15 protein-coding genes and 1 pseudogene are annotated in these 18,272 nt (G+C 43.0%); 10 read left to right on the top strand and 6 right to left on the bottom strand.

Features of this window, described 5'->3' with window-relative positions; genetic code table 11:
- Window positions 1-173: 173 nt before the first annotated feature.
- The 6 genes from gcvP to Q1A86_RS15330 all read left to right on the top strand — a co-directional run bounded on the left by gcvP (window position 174) and on the right by Q1A86_RS15330 (window position 7,430).
- Window positions 174-3,062: an aminomethyl-transferring glycine dehydrogenase gene (gene gcvP / locus Q1A86_RS15355; RefSeq protein WP_299808152.1), complete on the top strand. Its 2,889-nt coding sequence runs from the start codon at window positions 174-176 to the stop codon at window positions 3,060-3,062.
- Window positions 3,063-3,425: 363 nt separating this feature from the next.
- Window positions 3,426-3,809, top strand: a complete 384-nt coding sequence (locus Q1A86_RS15350; protein WP_299808149.1) for a hypothetical protein — start codon at window positions 3,426-3,428, stop codon at window positions 3,807-3,809.
- Between the two features lie 174 nt (window positions 3,810-3,983).
- Window positions 3,984-4,265, top strand: a complete 282-nt coding sequence (locus Q1A86_RS15345) for a hypothetical protein (RefSeq protein ID WP_299808146.1) — start codon at window positions 3,984-3,986, stop codon at window positions 4,263-4,265.
- A gap of 536 nt (window positions 4,266-4,801) precedes the next feature.
- Window positions 4,802-5,257 (top strand): hypothetical protein, encoded by a 456-nt coding sequence (locus Q1A86_RS15340; protein WP_299808143.1) that lies wholly within the window; start codon window positions 4,802-4,804, stop codon window positions 5,255-5,257.
- Window positions 5,258-5,393: 136 nt separating this feature from the next.
- Complete coding sequence (locus Q1A86_RS15335) at window positions 5,394-6,839, top strand: AAA family ATPase (protein ID WP_299808140.1); 1,446 nt, start codon at window positions 5,394-5,396, stop codon at window positions 6,837-6,839.
- A gap of 12 nt (window positions 6,840-6,851) precedes the next feature.
- On the top strand, window positions 6,852-7,430 hold the full coding sequence (locus tag Q1A86_RS15330) for a hypothetical protein (RefSeq protein ID WP_299808137.1): 579 nt from the start codon (window positions 6,852-6,854) through the stop codon (window positions 7,428-7,430).
- Between the two features lie 486 nt (window positions 7,431-7,916).
- On the opposite strand, the pseudogene Q1A86_RS15325 reads toward Q1A86_RS15330, so the two are convergent.
- Window positions 7,917-8,162: pseudogene (locus Q1A86_RS15325) on the bottom strand (IS110 family transposase); the annotation flags it as partial.
- Between the two features lie 307 nt (window positions 8,163-8,469).
- Window positions 8,470-9,162 carry a transposase gene (locus Q1A86_RS15320; RefSeq protein ID WP_299808134.1) on the bottom strand — a complete coding sequence of 231 codons (693 nt, stop codon included), beginning with the start codon at window positions 9,160-9,162 and terminating at the stop codon, window positions 8,470-8,472.
- A gap of 211 nt (window positions 9,163-9,373) precedes the next feature.
- Here Q1A86_RS15320 and Q1A86_RS15315 point away from each other — a divergent pair, with 211 nt between their 5' ends.
- The gene (locus Q1A86_RS15315) at window positions 9,374-9,862 is read left to right on the top strand and encodes a hypothetical protein (protein ID WP_299808131.1); all 489 of its coding nucleotides are present in this window, start codon (window positions 9,374-9,376) and stop codon (window positions 9,860-9,862) included.
- Between the two features lie 478 nt (window positions 9,863-10,340).
- On the top strand, window positions 10,341-10,784 hold the full coding sequence (locus tag Q1A86_RS15310) for a hypothetical protein (RefSeq protein ID WP_299808128.1): 444 nt from the start codon (window positions 10,341-10,343) through the stop codon (window positions 10,782-10,784).
- Between the two features lie 161 nt (window positions 10,785-10,945).
- On the opposite strand, the gene Q1A86_RS15305 is transcribed toward Q1A86_RS15310, so the two are convergent.
- Window positions 10,946-11,422, bottom strand: a complete 477-nt coding sequence (locus Q1A86_RS15305; protein WP_299808125.1) for a hypothetical protein — start codon at window positions 11,420-11,422, stop codon at window positions 10,946-10,948.
- A gap of 618 nt (window positions 11,423-12,040) precedes the next feature.
- Here Q1A86_RS15305 and Q1A86_RS15300 point away from each other — a divergent pair.
- Window positions 12,041-12,292, top strand: coding sequence for a hypothetical protein (locus Q1A86_RS15300; protein WP_299808123.1), 252 nt, complete (start codon window positions 12,041-12,043; stop codon window positions 12,290-12,292).
- A gap of 176 nt (window positions 12,293-12,468) precedes the next feature.
- Here the strand turns inward: Q1A86_RS15300 and Q1A86_RS15295 are convergent, their stop codons facing one another.
- Entirely contained in the window at window positions 12,469-12,807 is a 339-nt protein-coding gene (locus Q1A86_RS15295; RefSeq protein WP_299808120.1) for a hypothetical protein, read from the bottom strand.
- 351 nt (window positions 12,808-13,158) lie between these two features.
- On the opposite strand from Q1A86_RS15295, the gene Q1A86_RS15290 reads away from it, so the two are divergent.
- On the top strand, window positions 13,159-13,293 hold the full coding sequence (locus Q1A86_RS15290; RefSeq protein ID WP_299808117.1) for a hypothetical protein: 135 nt from the start codon (window positions 13,159-13,161) through the stop codon (window positions 13,291-13,293).
- Between the two features lie 150 nt (window positions 13,294-13,443).
- Here Q1A86_RS15290 and Q1A86_RS15285 read toward each other — a convergent pair whose 3' ends face one another.
- Both Q1A86_RS15285 and Q1A86_RS15280 read right to left on the bottom strand, forming a co-directional pair.
- Entirely contained in the window at window positions 13,444-17,076 is a 3,633-nt protein-coding gene (locus Q1A86_RS15285) for an Ig-like domain-containing protein (protein ID WP_299808114.1), read from the bottom strand.
- Between the two features lie 541 nt (window positions 17,077-17,617).
- The gene (locus Q1A86_RS15280) at window positions 17,618-18,145 is read right to left on the bottom strand and encodes a hypothetical protein (RefSeq protein WP_299808111.1); all 528 of its coding nucleotides are present in this window, start codon (window positions 18,143-18,145) and stop codon (window positions 17,618-17,620) included.
- Between the last annotated feature and the right edge of the window lie 127 nt (window positions 18,146-18,272).

Below are 18,272 nucleotides of genomic sequence, written 5' to 3'. Positions count from 1 at the left end.
TAACAGGCAGTTAAGTGAGAATATTTTGGTAAGCGATGTGAACTAAAGTAACCAAACTAACGTAAATAAGCCTGGGCACAAAAGCCAAACAACACAAGCATTCTAAAACTAAAGAGACCGGTAGCACCGCCCCCTACAGGCAGGATACTGGCAAATATGGAACTAGGTTACCCATGACCACAGAAACCCTTACGCAGTTAGAGCAGCACGAATTATTTCTACGCCGCCACATAGGCCCAGGTGCAGACCAGCAGCAAGAGATGCTTAATTTTGTTGGCGCTGAATCGTTAGAAGATTTGACCGCACAAATCGTACCTGGTGCTATTTTATTGAACCGTGATTTAGCGGTTGGCGACTCATGTGGTGAAGCGGAAGGCCTAGCCTATATCCGTAAAATTGCAGACAAAAATAAGGTCTTCAAAAGCTATATAGGTATGGGCTACCACGGTACAGAAGTCCCAAGCGTTATTCAGCGCAACGTACTTGAAAATCCAGGTTGGTACACAGCGTACACGCCATACCAGCCAGAAATTGCTCAAGGTCGTCTTGAAGCCATTCTTAACTTCCAGCAACTGTCTATGGACTTAACCGGTCTTGACCTAGCGTCTTCATCGCTGCTTGATGAAGCAACCGCAGCTGCTGAGGCGATGGCGCTATCTAAGCGTGTTTCTAAAGCTAAAAAAGCCAACATCTACTTTGTGGCAGACGATGTGTTCCCACAAACTATCGACGTGATTAAAACGCGCGCCGAGTGTTTTGGTTTTGAAGTTGTAGTTGGCCCAGCAGAAGAAGCGGTTAACTACGAGCTATTTGGCGCACTGTTTCAGTACACCAATCGCCTGGGTCAAATCGTTGATCACACTGAACTGTTTGCTAAGCTACATGAGAAAAAGGCACTAGTATCCGTTGCAGCCGACATCATGTCGCTCGTGATCCTTAAGTCGCCAGGTTCTATGGGCGCCGACGTCGTATTGGGTAACTCACAGCGCTTTGGTGTTCCGATGGGCTTTGGTGGTCCACACGCAGCGTTCTTTGTGACACGTGACGAGTACAAGCGCTCACTTCCAGGCCGTATTATCGGTGTATCACAAGATACCCGTGGTAACCGCGCACTGCGTATGGCAATGCAAACGCGTGAGCAGCATATCCGCCGCGAAAAAGCTAACTCAAACATCTGTACTGCACAGGTGTTGCTTGCCAACATGGCCTCGTTCTACGCAGTATTTCATGGCCCACAAGGGCTTAAAACTATCGCTGAGCGCATTCACCGTCTAACTGACATCGTGGCTGCGGCACTCACAGCAAAAGGCGTTGAGCTAGTCAATAACACTTGGTTCGACACCCTATCAATTAAAGGCCTTGATGTTGCAGCGGTACAAGCGCGCGCAGTTGCTGCAGGCATAAACCTACGCATCGACAGCGATGGCATTGTCGGTTTAAGTTTGTCTGAAACCACCACTCGCAGCGACGTTGCCGAGCTAATTGACGTTCTTTTAGGTAAAGAGAACGGTTTAGATGTAACGAAACTAGATGAGCAGATCATTGCCAACGGCAGCGTATCAATTCCAGCGGAGCTAGTACGTACCGACGCCATCTTGACTCATCCAACGTTCAATAGTTACCAAAGCGAAACCGAGATGATGCGTTACATGAAGCGTCTCGAGAACAAAGATTTAGCCTTGAACCACTCAATGATTTCACTCGGTTCATGCACCATGAAACTAAACGCAGCCACTGAGATGATGCCAATCACATGGCCTGAGTTTGGTAACATGCACCCATTCTGCCCGCAAGATCAGGCACAAGGTTACGCACAGTTACTGACTGAGCTATCTGAATGGTTAGTGGATATCACCGGCTATGACGCCGTATCACTACAGCCAAACTCTGGCGCACAAGGTGAATACGCGGGTCTGCTAGCGATTAAGCAGTACCATGAGTCTCGTGGCGACGCACACCGAAATATCTGTCTAATTCCGCAGTCGGCGCACGGTACTAACCCTGCATCTGCGCAGCTTGCAGGTATGAAGATAGTGGTTACTGCGTGTGATAAAGCCGGTAACATCGATATGGATGACCTTCGAGCCAAAGCGGCAGAAGTGGCCGACAACCTATCTTGCATCATGGTGACTTACCCGTCGACGCACGGCGTGTATGAAGAAACCATTGGTGAGATCTGTGAAGTCATTCACCAGCACGGCGGTCAGGTTTACCTCGATGGCGCTAACATGAACGCACAGGTAGGCCTAACTTCACCTGGCTTTATCGGCGCAGACGTATCGCACCTTAACCTACACAAGACCTTCGCTATTCCACATGGCGGCGGTGGTCCAGGTATGGGCCCAATCGGTGTTAAAAAGCACCTTGCGCCGTTCCTATCTGGCCACAGCGTGATGAAGCATGGTCTAGAGTCTGACAACAATGGCGCAGTATCATCGGCACCATTTGGCAGCGCTGGTATCCTGCCTATCACTTGGATGTACATCAAGTTACTGGGTAAGAAAGGCCTGCGTCAGTCAACACAAGTGGCACTGCTTAACGCTAACTACATCATGAAGAAGCTGTCTGAGCATTATCCTGTGCTTTATACAGGTCGAAATGACCGTGTGGCGCACGAGTGCATCATCGATCTACGTCCACTTAAAGAGTCATCGGGCGTTACCGAGATGGATATTGCTAAGCGCCTAAACGACTACGGTTTCCATTCGCCAACCATGAGCTTCCCAGTTGCGGGTACCTTGATGATTGAGCCTACAGAATCTGAGTCTAAAGTTGAGCTAGACAGATTCATCGAGGCGATGGCCTCTATCCGCGCAGAAATTGCCAAGGTAGAAGCAGGCGAGTGGCCAGCAGACAACAACCCACTGCACAACGCGCCGCATACCCTCGCCGACATCATGGATCCAGCGTTTGATTCACGTCCTTACAGCCGTGAACAAGCCGTGTTCCCAACTAAAGCGGTTAAGGCGAATAAGTTCTGGCCAACGGTTAATCGTATTGATGATGTGTTTGGTGACCGTAACTTAATGTGTAGTTGCGTACCTGTTAGTGACTACGAGTAATTGCTGCTTGGGCTTGCTACTGCGGCGTTGAATCTCGGCTCCAGTCCTCATTGACTGGAGTCAACTCCGGGCTAGAGCCTTCGGTTCGCCTTGCATTAGCTGCGCCAGCGACGCAATTATGTAAAACGCACCCTCAGTGGTGCGTTTTTTATTGGGATTTTTATGACCTACGGCCACTAAAGTCGTGGCGCTTCGCCCACACCCGACCAAAAGGGGAAAAGCGCTTGTTCCCCTTTTGGCTTCTTTATAAACCATAGCCCCAGCGCCCCGACGAAATTTTCTGAGAAGCGAAAGATTCCGAGGGGAAGTTGGTGTGATCTTTTGGTAAAGTGGCACCCAGTTAATTATGGATGAGTATGCAATATGGATATTTTAGAGCAAAAAATAAAGCCGTTAGATGAGAGTGAGGATCTAGAGGTTATAAAGCAGCAGTTTCAGGTGGATATAAAGCCTGAAAAGAAGATTCATAGATTTCAAGGTGACTTAGATTCAGCGCAAAACGCAGTGAAAATAGGCTCATCTCTTAGCTCTGCAAGCTCAATATTGCACGGATTTTTGTTGATAGTATTGGCGCTGTTTTCAATAAAACTTGGAAAGGAAGGTGCTGACTTTTATGCGGTTATACCGTTGCTTATTGGAGCTGTCGGTATATTGATTTCATGGGCTATCATTTATGCCCTGTTAAGTATCGTGGTAACTAATGCGTTAACAGCAAAACATACTATTTTTCAATCGACAAAGAACTAAACAAACTGAGACATAATTACCCTCAGTTTCAACAGAAGAAATAGAGCTGAAATGACTAAAGCTACAGTGGCTATGCAAGAACAACTTCCGATTACGATTGGCGCCGATAGCGGCTTTTCGAGTTCGCTTAAACCGTTATTGATTGAGCTGGAAATGTGGCTCAACTTTTAAGCCTTGAAAGCCGATTGGTATGGCGATGAAGCCTGTATCTTATCCTTTGATTTTACCTTGGTTAGAACGCTAGAAGAGAAAGGGCTAGATTCTAAGAATCAGAGCTGGATCGTGGAGGAGGGTTACGCTTATTGTTATGACAGCGCGAGCTTAAAGACCACGGCTTTTATTGCCGTTGCTGACTTGCTTGAGGCTGGTGTTGGGATAGAGCAGGCGATTAAGAGGCGGTTGGTGGTGGTTGTTAACTCTATAGGTAAACTGCATGGATTGGTGTGTTTGGCGTGAGTGGTTTTGGTGGTTTGGAATTGAAAAAGCGACCTTTGGGGTCGCTTTTTTGTTGAGACTGGAAAGTTTACTCTGACCCCACTTATTTTGCAGCCGTGAACAAGCCGTGTTCCCAACTAAAGCGGTTAAGGCGAATAAGTTCTGGCCAACGGTTAACCGTATTGATGATGTGTTTGGTGACCGTAACTTAATGTGTAGTTGCGTACCTGTTAGCGACTACGAGTAATTGCTGCTTGGGCTTGCTACTGCGGCGTTGAATCTCGGCTCCAGTCCTCATTGACTGGAGTCAACTCCGGGCTAGAGCCTTCGGTTCGCCTTGCATTAGCTGCGCCAGCGACGTAATTATGGAAACTGTGAGTTTGGTGGTTTCTGGTAGTTAAAGAATTGAAAAAGCGAACCGATTGGTTCGCTTTTTTATTGGGTGCATTTTAAAGACAAATCTAACATCAGGCTGTTGTAAGCTATGGCATTAGCCCGCAGAATCAGCTTAATAGCGCTTAATTTAAACCACTCGATTTAAAGTGACGGAAATACCGATGACCAAGATTGAAAAGCAAGAACAACTCCCGATTACGATTGGTGCCGATAGCGGCTTTTCTAGTTCGCTTAAACCGTTATTGCTTGAGTTGGAAATGTGGATCAACTTTCAGGCGTTAAAGGCAGATTGGTATGGTGATGAAGCCTGTATCTTGGCTTTCGACTTTACCTTGGTTAGGAGCTTGGAAGATAAAGGGCTGGACTCTAGTGAAGAGTGCGCTGCGGCTTCTTGTGATGAGATAAGTGGAAGCGCTGCGGCGTCTAGTAATGAAAAGTGGATAGTCGAGGATGGTTACGCCTATTGTTACGACAGCACTAGCTTAAACACCACGGCTTTTATTGCAGTTGCTGACTTGCTTGAGGCCGGTGTGGGGATAGATCAGGCGATAAAGGGGCGGTTGGTTGGGGTTGTTAACTCTATAGGTAAACTGCATGGATTGGTGTGTTTGGGGTGAGTGTTTTTGTTAGGGAAAAAGTTTACTTTGGCACAATTTGTTCTTGAAGTGCTTTGCTTACCGTCTTGAGCCTTTTATTCTTGAAAAAATTATCATTTTCATTACTATAGCTATACACTGGTAGTAAAGATAATGCATGGAAATTGCTAAAAGTATGAACAATATCGATGTAATAATTAAAAACTTTGGGAAGGTTCAGCATGCTGAATTCAAAGTGAAGCCTTTTACTGTGATCGCAGGAAAGAATGCATCAGGAAAAAGCTATATAACTCGTTCATTATATACTTTTTTTAGCTCCTTCAATAAAGACCATTTGTCTATTGAGGTTGACGCTTCTGTTTTTACTATTAATCGGATTGTATCTAGAATGTATTTCTATTCAGATAATCCAAGTCAAAAAGTTTATGACCATATTAACTTTGTCAAAGATACATTTTCACAATTAGAAAAAAGTGTAGACCTTATTTTTCACCAAAGTACATTGATTTTACAGTTGTCTCAAAAAGATGACCTATATGATGATATTAATAGAGTCAAAAGTGCATGTAATAGCTTGATTGAAGTTATTCAAACATATAAAAAGTATGATGATTTACTTCAATTGTCAAAAAGGATTTTACTTGCCGTTAATAAACTAGAGAAGCTTATGGATAAACCCCATGAATCCCTGGCTTTTGGTTTAGCAAAGCAACTTGAGCAATCGTTGGTAAACAACTTTTTGGTTAGCTCTGTTAGCAAATTGAAAAATAGAGGTGCAAAAGAGACTGATAATGTGAGTTTCTCTTTTGGCAAGGATATTGGTAATGTTTATTTAAAATCAAACTCAATATCGGTTGATTTGAAAGAAAAAGGTGTCGATGAATTTCAAAAAATTGATAATGTTGTATACCTTGAATCTCCAGTATATTGGAAAATTAAAGATGTTTTGGGGAGTTGGGTTGAATCTAGAAATAACCCTTTTCTTAGAAGGCAGTTAAAGCATCAACAAAAAGAACTTAAAAAGATTCCTGATTATATTCTAGATACATTTGCTTTAGCTGATAGTGAAATTGTAGTTGATGAGGTGCATGATTCTCTCGCTTTACTAAAGTCTAAGATTATCCACAGTATTGGGGGCCATGTCCAAATTTCAGATAGCGGAGACATTCAATTTGTTGAGTATGGTGAATCCAATGAGCAACACGTTATTGATTTACACCATACTGCGACAGGAGCTGTTTCTTTAGGAGTAATTGCATTATTGCTTGAGAAAAATGTCATTGTACCTAATAGCGTCTTAATTTTTGATGAGCCAGAAGTGAATCTGCACCCTGCTTGGCAACAGATTATGATAAAAGTGTTATATGAATTAAGTGTTGCTGGAGTCCGGATTGTGTTTGCTAGTCATAGTTTTGATATGATGGAAAGCATTGAAAAGTTGATGGATAGTCATGAAAGAAAAGATATGGATGTTGAAGAGCATTTCTCAATTATTCAACTCGAAGCAGGACAAACCATTAATACAACTGCCCCAGTTTTTAAAAAAATTGATGCTGTTAAGGCTGATTTAGGTAAGCCGTTGTTTGATTTATTTATGGATTAAGGGATTCGGTAAATGGGAGTTGAGCTATCTATTCATCTTGAGGCAATGAATCATGAAATATGTAATAATTCATCAATAATAGAATGTCAAGGTTATCGAGTAGACGGTGATAGAGGTATTAAGGTTGTAGTAGGTTTAGCGGCTAGAAAATCAGTTGATTATTTTTTTGAGCTTAATGGCAGTTGTACTTTTGTTGAGTTCAGTGATTTAGCAAGAGGGCAGGAAGATTTGCTAGGTTTGAAAGAAAAGCTAGATACTATTGAGCCTGCATTTCATCGTAGTAAACTTCAGAAACTTTTAAAAACTGACTCTCGTAGAGAATTAATTGAAAAGTTTAAAGACTCAAAAGATATTTATGCAAAAATACCTACATTTTATAATGAGCCACCTGCTTACTTTATTTGTCCGAAACCTAAGGTTTTCTATATCGTACACGCCCCAATTAGCGAAAAACTATCCGATAGTGAAAAAGCTGAAATAGCAAGGTTTTTAACTACTTTAAAAAGCACGGTTTCTGCTTCTTTAGAAGATGATATTTGTAGCAGAGTCAAACTATTGCTTTTAGAACAGTTTATTGAAGAGATTAAGTAAACAATGGTAACAACCAACCATAGAAACCAACCATAGATACCCATTGTTAATTGCATGTTTGTAAACCAACCATAGACATATATGGACGCTCCCGGTTAGTCAAGACAGTACTTCGCTAACCGAGGCTTTTTGCCTTAGTTTCTGGTTTTCTCTTGGCTCCAGTTTGGTGCTTATTGATTGACTCTTTTCGCTTTAAGCAACGCTTTTAAAAGCGATAGTGCTGACATATATACGGGCTTAACAAGCTCTTGCTTGCGCCCCTGATGAATTTCGTACCTACACACCCAAAAATAGTGAACACCCAGTCGGGTTATTTACCCTTGTCTCACGCGGGTTTATGCAGGATGAGCAGAGTCTTTTCTCATCAATTTGACACTTACCTAGAGGGTGACTATCAAGCGCTCACAACACCCACTCGGGCTCCGTAGTAGCCCTTGTCTAGAACGAGCTTTACTTGATAGTCGATAACATTAAATACCGTTAGTTTCATGCTACAACCTTTGTTTCTAGCCCTTGCTGAGCCTGATACATAGCTTGTTTCCTGAGTAACACCCACATCAACCTTGCGAGCTTATGTGCAGTGGCCACAACCGCTTTGTTAAAGCCTACTCGTTCTTTAAGCTGGTTTATCCATCGGTTAAGCGCATCGTCTTTTTTGTGGGAATGGCAAACAACCGTTCTAGCACCATGTATTAACTGCTTTCGTAAATAGCTGTCACCGCGCTTGGTGATCCCATAAATAAGTGGGGTCAGAGTAAACTTTATGCTGTTGGTTTTGTTGGCCGCCCCATTTTCTGTGGTCTCATGTTTGTGTTTGTTATTTTTTCAATTTCATCTTTAAATATATCATTTCCGATTGCCATGCCTTTGTGGGTTGCTTGTCGAATATCCTCAATCATTTTTGTGTCTAGGTGATGTTTAAACAGCGCTCGATAACTTGTTTGTCGGGCTGTTTTGTTAGAGTTGATAGCGAGGTAGGCTGAAGATAAGTGGGGTCAGAGTAAACTTTATTCTTGGATAAGTGGGGTCAGAGTAAACTTTATTCTGGTTGCTTAGGAGGCCGCCCCATTTTCTGTGGTCTCATGTTTGTGTTTGTTAATTTTTCAATTTCATCTTTAAATTTATCATTTCCGATTGCCATGCCTTTGTGGGTTGCTTGTCGAATATCCTCAATCATTTTTGTGTCTAGGTGATGTTTAAACAGCGCTCGATAACTTGTTTGTCGGGCTGTTTTGTTAGAATTGATAGCGAGGTAGGCTGGGTGAGGTGTGCATAAAGTGGAAGCTTTACCTAGGGCGTTTACTTGGTAACTAGACCATTGATATTTACAAGGATCATCGACCATATTTGCTCTAACTGGATTGAGCTCTATATACCGATATAGTTGCAGTAGATAGTCTTCAGCTTGTACTAAGCAAGACTTATATCGTCCCTCCCATAATGTTCCTGAGCGCTTATAAGTGTAATTAAAGTATCTTACGTACTGTCGCCCAAGGGACTGCATCATTTGGCTAATAGCATTAGTCTCTCGTGGTGTGCAAAGTAGGTGGACATGATTTGTCATAAATACCCAAGCATGGATTTCCACCTGAAATTTCCTGGCGTAGTCCTTTAGCCAGCCAGTATAGGCAATAAAGTCTTGTTCTGAAGTAAAGCAGGCTTGGCGGTTGTTGCCGCGTTGAATGATATGTTGAGGTATGCCTATCGGATTGGCTCTCGGTTTTCTAGGCATGTGCAAGTTCCCTTTGCAATATTCACTATGTTAATGAGTATAGATGATTAGTTTTAGTTTACTCTGACCCCACTTTTACACTGACCCCATGACCCCACTTTTAACTCACCTTTCGTTTTGTTTTCTATAATAAAAATTCTTTTTTTGCGCTTTAACTGCACATTAATGTGAAAATATTTCAAATATAATCTTCACCTTTTACGAGTCAATTATGAAAACAACAAAAATCACGTGGAAACAAGGTGAAGATTTTCTTGAAGGTACAGCAGGGCTGACTGCTTGGCATGATTTTCAAGCCTACGGCAGTGTTGAATTTCTCACCCAAGAAGATCTGGCTATTGCTGATAACATGCAGCAGTGGTTCATCGATAATGAAAAACGCATTTATGCGCTAGTCTGCGATTATGTGAATGATAACTATCAAGAACTGCTTGAAGATTCAGAGTTTCTCGATGTGTTTGACGAAGATTCGGAATCTTATGAAACCCGTGTAGGCGAGATGAGTGAAGCCGATATGCAGGCTGGGGATATCTTTAAGTTAATGCAGCTGTCCGGATTTATTTTACATCACCCAGACAAAAATGCAGTTGGGATGATTTTTGAATGCGCTTGGGACGAAGAACATGGCTTTGGCATTGTGATCCAAGGTGACGAGGTTATCTTGCAAGACGGTGCCCAAGTCGCGTATAGAAGGCTATAGTCCTTCTCAGACAATTCATCTACACACAGTTAATAGACACACAGTTAATAGCAATCGTTAATGACTATAGAGAGCTCTGATTTTTGGTATCTTTATGTCTTCCTTGAGCAGCGTTGATCAGAATTTTTCGCTACGTTTGGCGTACTAGGTAAAAACTGAAATACCCATCGCTACTGCTACCTTATCCTGTGTTGATGCGGTTGAGGCCTTCGGTTTCAGGGACGAAACCGCAGAGCGGTCATATATGACAAAAAGCGAGCCTCAAAAGCATCTACAGATTCGGTTGTTCAGTCACCCCCATGTGATCACGACATTGGACCTCCTATCCAGCAGCTTTCTAGGCATTGAAACCGAAATTGTCTGAGAAGCGAAATATTCTCAACAGAAGTGCTCTTGAGACTGAGTATCCAGCGTCACTTGTTATGGTTGCATTGATAAGGCCTAGCTAGCAAAATCAGTGTTATAACGATAAAGACTGATGACCAAGATATTTATGCAAGAACAACTTCCTATTACAGTTACGGCGGATCGCCGTTTTTCGAGTTCCCTTAAGCCGTTATTGATTGAGCTGGAAATGTGGATCAACTTTCAGGCGCTAAAAGCAGATTGGTATGGCGATGAAGCCTGTATCTTGTCTTTCGATTTTACCTTGGTTAGGAGCTTAGAAGATAAAGGGCCGCAAGAGTGCGCTGCGGCTGCTAAAACGAGAGTTGGAAACGCTGCGGCCGCTAGTAGTAACAAGTGGGAAGTCGAAGAGGGTTATGCCTATTGCTACGACAGCAGTAGCTTAAAGACTCGCGCCTTTATTGCGGTCGCTGACTTGCTGGAAAGCGGAGTAGGTATTGAGCAAGCGATAAAGGCTAGGTTGGTCTGCGTGGCTAATGCTGTTGGGCAAGAGCATGGTCTGTTGCAGCTGAAGTAAAAAGTCTGCCTCGGCATATCTTCTTAAATCAGTTGCTTAACAATATGTCGGCCATTGTTGAATCTAACTAATTTAATGTTTTTGGGTATGCGTCTTTGTCACCATTTAGAATAACATGGCCGCCTAGAGTTAAATCTCTGGGGGATATACACAGCTCAATTTTACTCTGTACTTGACGGATCGAGTGCTATGACAAACAAGCAATCAAAGGTTAATTGACCTATCTCAATATTTGACATGTCGACCATTCCAGAAAGTCGCACTGTTCCAGTTCGGCCCTCAAAACGGCCTGTACCCTGTAAAATTGCATTTTCGTTGCTGGCGGCTCCAGTTATGTGACTTATGGGCTGGCCATCAGGAGTCACTATAGCCTCTGTGACGGGCTGAACGCTTGTGTTCCCTCTGGTGACGAGTGTGCCTTGGGGTAAAGTGAAGTATGTAGTACCAACCAATGAAAGTCCGTCGCCAACGCTGGAGATCATCGACAAGCAGTCGACGGCTTTGCCAATCAAATGACCGTTTTTGCCATTGAGTAGGTCGACTTCGAAACAGGTAGCGTCATCTTCAATACCATCACCGTCAATATCCGGAACCTTAAGTAGCTCCCCATTGCCAGTACCAACCAAGTTTAGGACCATTACATTTCCTCCACCTTGATTTTCAGCTATAGCAGCCGATGAAACACTGATAAAAAAAAATGAAACCAGGGCAATTAAAAATTTTGTATTCATCGTTGTATCCTTAATGAAATAGATTAGATGTGCGATAAAAGCAGCATAAATCGTGCCCTGTTTTAATTAGCTGGTTTTATTCGTTTTACTTTTTATTAATTGAAAAGCCCGCCGAGGGTGAACACATTATCTGTTCAATGTGGACACTTTTGGAGGTAAGTGCGAGAAGTCTGATTAAGAAAAAAACTAAGCAAAGAGGTACATGGACGCTTAGGGGGAGTGAAAACAGGACTTGGCTAACCGAGCATTCTTCGCCTTGATTTTTTAGTTAATCCGACCTCCTTGCCAAAGCAAGAGGCGTGCTTTATAAGCCCTTGAAGGTGCCGTTCAATTTAGAACAAGAGGCTGGCATTTATTAGCCAATCAAATATGAATTTCTCGAATTCCTGCGGTAGCGTAAACAAAAGGCTTATCATCTCACTGCTGATAAAAAGTCAATTGAGATACCTCAATGGCGTTTTTGATTCAGCACTAAATAATCAATTTTGTAATCGCTATTTTACTCATGGGTACTAAGACTAAATAATGCCGTTCAGCAGCTTACACAATGCTTTTTTATCCCAAGTATCGCCAATATTTGTCGTCCTCCTAGGGATGAGCGCGCACTTAGGGCTGATTGATATTGCGCTCGCTTACGTAGGCAAGGTTGTATTGATCATTGCACATTGGTATCTAATTACGTTTGCGGAGTTACAAGCTCGAACTGCCAATCCACAAGGTCTTGGTTCTCGAGTCAATGCCGCCACTGAGGATAAAACTAATGTCATTACCTACTAGTGTCCTTTTTGGCTTGGAGTGGATTGCGATGGTCGCTTTTTACCTTGCCTTAATTTGGACTATGAGCGAATAAATCACTACGGCACTCACGCAACAATCAATACACCCTGAATGGTGCATTGATTTGAGTGGTGCGCTTTAGCGCGGCATGGTTAACTTTAAGAGTGAGCCAGAGCTTAATAGCTCTGGCGAGAAAACATCTGTTTGAGTTGGGCTTCTTCTGCATCGCTAAGCATAGGCTCAGGTGCGACCTGAATGTTAGTTGGGCAGGCTTGTTCATTGTCTAACACTTTATCAAACACCTGAAAATGACTCGCTGAGATTGTCTGATATTGGCAGATAAGCAAGTTCTCATCCGTTTGAGACTTAACCAAATTTGCTGTTACTGCAGTATGTGAGGAGGCGTGAGCGCTGCCGATAGAGATAAACAGGGCCAGCGCGATTGAGGTTACTGTTTTCGCCGATGTTGCTAACAAATTTACTGCGGTTGCTAGCATTGTAGTTAATTGCTTCATCTGTCGCCTCTGCTTAATCATCCTAACTTGATGATTAATATAGCGGCAGTATGCTGTACGGAAACTTAATGGTTTATTATCTAGCCTTACCATCAGCGGACTCTACACTCATGACATTTCCAATTCCATCGTCCAATCAGAAACGTTGACCTGTGTTGCGTACGAGGGGGGCTTAATCGCTATAATCGCGTCAATAACAGACTGATGGAAAAAAACGATGATTGATTCAAATGATGGTTTGAACACCAGTTTATTTCCTAAAGGAACGTTATTTAGCGCTTCGAAGTTAAAACCTATCTGTTCATCGAGAATATTGATGATGTTGTAGAGATCCAGCTTTCTGTTGTTGATATGGAAACGGGTAAAGAAGTAAGAAGCACTATCTATAAAGCTAAGAGCCGTGTCATCCAGTTCTTTGCTGGCACTAGCCCTGAAGACATATTAGAAAGACCAACTCGTGAAGCGGTAGCGTCTTTATACCTATAGTATTTATCAGAGGTGGTTGTGATTTTCTTTTATGAAGTCGCTATTTTCTGCTTGATATAAACGAGCATTGTACTTAAAAGTGGAATGCAGAAAAACCAGTCAGCTTGTACTGACTGGTTTTATTTTTAACTAAAAATGAGTTTTTTAGGCTTATTGCGGAGACAAACCGAGTTGTTCTAGCACTAACTTAAAGTTCTCACGGCGCTCTTTAACGTTATGCACATCACCGGTTGAACAGGTTAAGTCAGGACAACCACGGTTAACGATACCTGACACATCATCAATAAATTGAGTGCCTTTCATGCCACCTTCAACATACTTTTTCAGTTCGTTGTGGTAGTTCCAGTTACCGTATTGGCCGCTTTCATCCGGGTAGGCTTGTACTGACGTTACCCAGTAGAACAGGCCTGCAATCCACTTGATTTCGCGGTTCTCTTCAGAGCTACAAATTAAGCCAGGGTTTGAACAGAAATCGAGTTCGGCATATAGCGGGTTCGCTGGTGGGGCTTCAACCGTTACACCATCAATAGTTTGGCCAACAGTTGCTGGGTCAACGTGTGAACGACCTAAGTAGTGGTTTAGGGTACCGAAGTTTTGGCGACCAGTGGTTTGAATCACCCCACGGCCCCACCAACCACAACCTTCAACGCTTTCTTGGCTGCTGCCGTCCCAGATAAACTTACCTGCTTTTTGGTCGACGTAAGTTTTACACTCGTCACGTTCCCATACTTGCTTAGAGGTATCGACAGAAGTCGGCACATCGTTACAGTGACCGTTGTTGGTCCAGCGACCAACACTGCCGTTAACCAGCAGACCACGTTCTTCAAGTACTGCGTTTGGCGCTGCGAATACAGGCGCTGGCGCACCGTACCACTTGGCATGGGTTAACGCGCTCACTTCCATCTTGTTATCACGCGGACAAGAGTAAGCATGATCTAGACCTGAGTCTGGGTTAACACCGTAATCAGCATATTTTTGCCCAAGCTGACCACAACTCGCTGTCATTGGGTAATCGGCTGGTGCACCGTATTTGATTTCAGACCAGTTATTCTCATCACAAGCATTGTAGCGAATAGTCTCTTGCATACTTTGTGCTAAGAAGGCGGCAATCGCGACTTTTGCGTATTTGATGTTGGTTGCATCATCTGCATTTTCATCAAGTAACCAGAACTTATTACCCGCCACGCCGATGTTATGCATGGCATTTAGGCCATCCATAAAGTCAGCCCACTTATAAACCGTTGACGGTACCCACTGTGATTGTGGTGTTTCGTACAAGAATGCAGTGTTGTTCATGGCATCTTCTGCATTAGCCAGCTCTTGGTTTAATGCTTCGATAATTGTTAGATCGCCGCTATCAGTTGTTTCACCCACATAGTACAAAGGCATTTTTGCCGCTTGATATTGCTCAATTTTGCTGCTCAATTGCTCAGAATCTTGATTAAACAAAATCGCAAATACGTTACTGAATGCGGCTTTACGAAGCTGCGGCTTACTTGTGTGGTTGCCCATAAAGTAGTTTGCCGCTTGCGCTGTTGGGATCTGCGCTAGCATCGCTGGCGTGTTAACAAAGTCAGTGACTTGCTTAACGTACTCTAGCGCGTTATGCCATTGCTCACTTGATAGCGCCAGTGTTGCGGCTGATTTTGTAAAGGCGACAAAGTCGGCTTTGTTTGCTGCGTCAGCTTGGTATAACTCAAGTTTATTGAGTAAGTCTGCAGTAAATACCGACGCTTCATCCCAAACTGATTGACGACCAGAGTGAGTATCGAAAGCAAAATCACCAATGGTTAACGACCAGCCGTAGCTGGCTTGTGGCGCTAGGGTGGCAATAATCAACTGATGCGCTTGCGCCCAACCTTTTAGATCGTTGCTCAGTGCGTTGATATCATCAAGATCAATGCTATTGCCTGTGATATCCATCGCCTTGATTAGCGCATCTTTCACCGCAATAGTGCTAGTTATTAGCGCGTTATCTTGAGTGGTCTTATCAAGCACATCACTGCTGATAATGATTGATGCAGATTCTACCTGTGCAGCTTGCTCCATGATTGCCACAAAGCTGGCTGTTAGCTTGTTAACATCATTCAGATCTGCGCTGTTGCTGGTCTCCATTGTCAATGTTACTGGTGCAACGGTCGATGGGCTTGCTACCACTAAGGTGTTTGGCCAACCTGCCACTTCAAGGCGTACTGGATCCATTGGGTTTGGTAGTGACAATAATGGTGCCGTGCCTGGCTCTGTGCCATCACAATTTAAATGTAGTGCCCATGAGGCATCGCTGCCTGGAAGTGTTTGAGTCCAGTAGATAGCCGAGTAGGCGATATTGTTATGCACCATAATGTCGCCACCTGTTGCATGGTCGCCACGGGTCCAGTCTGGATAAACATTAAATTCAGCACACAGTCCACCCGGTGGGGTCACCGGTGGATCAATTATCTCTTCTTCAATGGTGATGTTTACATTGCTTGTTGCAGTAAGGCCTTCAGCATCAGTAGCGATAGCTTTTAGGATTACGCCGCCTACTTGTGTAGGCTTCCAATCACAGCTAAACACTTGGCTGGTGGCTGCATCGAATGCACAGATTTGCTGGTTATTGGCCTTAACAACCAGTTGGGTTAGGTCATCATCAACATCTGTCGCATTGACTGAAATAGCAACGCTTTCATTGTCAAAGAAGCTTGCACCATTACTTGGGCTAATGAAGTTAACCACAGGCGCAGTGAACTCTTCTTCCGCTTCAACAGTAATGCTGACACTTACGGTTGAAGACAGGCCTTCGGCATCGGTAGCGATGGCTTTTAATGTAACGCTGCCTGCTTGAGTTGGCTGCCAATTACAGGCATAAGTTGCCGCATTGGTTGCATTGAATGAACAAATTTGCGCGTTATTGGCTTTAATGACCAGTTTAGTTAAATCATCATCAACATCGGTGGCATTAACCGAAATCGCTACAGTGTCTATTTCATTAAAGATTGCGCCATTGTTAGGGGCAATGAATCTCACTACTGGCGCAGTAAAATCTTCTTCTGCATTATCTTTTACAGTAACCGCAACAGACTGTTGTTCGATTTTTTGGTTATTTTTATCGAATACAAAGACCTTAACCGTAGCGCTACCCGCTGCAGTAGGTGTCCAGCTTTGTGAATACAAGGTCTGGCTTGGATTAACGGCTTTTTGCGATAGCTTTTGGTTGTTAGCCCAAAACTCGACCTTGGCTGCTAACTCACCATCAACTTTGGCTTGGATCGTTGTTGCAGAATCTTGGCTTAGCACTTGGCCAGCCACTGGCGACAGAATAGCGAGCTCGGTAGGCTCTGGCTCACCCGGCTCGCTTGAACATTCGGTTAATGTCCAAAACCATGAGTCTGCGCTTGGGGTTTCCCATACGCCTGGGTTGTTTTTGGCAATAAAGCATTGGTTAGCATAAGAGACGATATCGCCATTGTTAACCTTGGTTTGACCTGGGATAAAAGCAATGATGTCACCTGGTTCTGGTTCTGGCTCAGGTTCTGGCTCTGGCTCAGGTTCTGGCTCAGGTTCGCCCGAACATACTGCTGTATCCCAAAACCAAGAACCTGCATTTGGCGATTCCCAAACACCTGGGCTGTTTTTGGCGATAAAGCATTCGCCATTAAAAGCAACCATATCGCCATTTTGCACTTTTGTTTCTCCCGGAACAAAAGTGATAACACTCGATGTTAGCGTTGCGTCAGCGGCATATAGGTAGCCACTGAACATCATACTGGTCAATGCGACAGTTATTTTATTTATTTTTATCAAGGTTTAGATCTTCTTTTATTCATTTATCTGTGTAGATAAACGCATTAATTATTCAAGAGATGAGTTATAGATGGGCTGTAAATTGATGAGCTCATAACCAACACACTCTGTTATCGATTAAAAATGAGTTGCCTATAGCGCTAAAAACATGATTAAGGACGCTGGATAAATAGCCATGTGAATAGCTAATATAGGAAACGCATTCCCGGCGAAGATATCAGCTAGATAGCCGTAACACACTCAGTTTTTAACGGCTTAAAGCCCAATAGAATAAATATGCATCAATTACTGGTGGTTCCGTTAAGTTATTGACTTAAGTCGGAAAATTGACTTTTATTTTGGCGTGGAAATGTTGGATGTTATGACTAAACTTGAGCTGGTGTGTTTACTCATGGCTGTATGAAAGGTAGATGTTTATAAAATGCTTAATTAGCTGTGTGGAATTTATAAGCTGTATATATAAACACTTTTTTTGAAAACGCTAATTTAATAAATCATTATGTATTTGAACAAATGAATCACTCTGCGAGCAGGTTTATCGCTAGGACATTTCCTTTTCTATTGTCCAATCTGAGACGTTAATGGCTTTGGCGTAAACAGGAGGTTTAATCGTTTCAATAGCGTTAATAACAGATTGATGAAATAAAACGATGATTGATTCAAATGATGGTTTGAACACCAGTCTATTTCCTAAAGGAACGTTATTTAGCGCTTCGAAGTTAAAACCTATCTGTTCATCGAGAATATTGATGATGTTGTAGCAGTGAAGATAAAGATAATCCTTATCAACTATCTTAGCGGGTACCAGCGAGGTTTGATATAAATTAAGGTCAACTAAAGGCTTGGCGTAGTCCATATCAAATAGCAGTTTAGTGCTTACAGAGATATCAAATACAGCCGCTATGGGCTTAAAGGTTTTCAGGCTTTTGCATTCAAAACTGGCGGGTATGTTTGTTGATATCGCTTGGTCTCTTAGGGTGCCTAACCTGCGACTGTCGTTCATATTGACCACAAAATTGACTTTGGCGTAGTCATTTGAAAAAACATAGTACTCATCTTTCATTGGCATCGTAGATTTATCCAGTGTTCTTATATGCGTCATGGTAAACAAGCGAGAAATCTCTTCTAAGCCTGTATTGCAGAATTTAAACCCTTGATCATTGTTATTACAAGACTTTCCTTCAAATTTGGCACAT

The sequence above is a fragment of the uncultured Shewanella sp. genome (genome assembly GCF_947497935.1).
Classification (GTDB): Bacteria; Pseudomonadota; Gammaproteobacteria; order Enterobacterales; family Shewanellaceae; genus Shewanella.
This window is presented reverse-complemented; position numbering and strand designations above follow the sequence as displayed.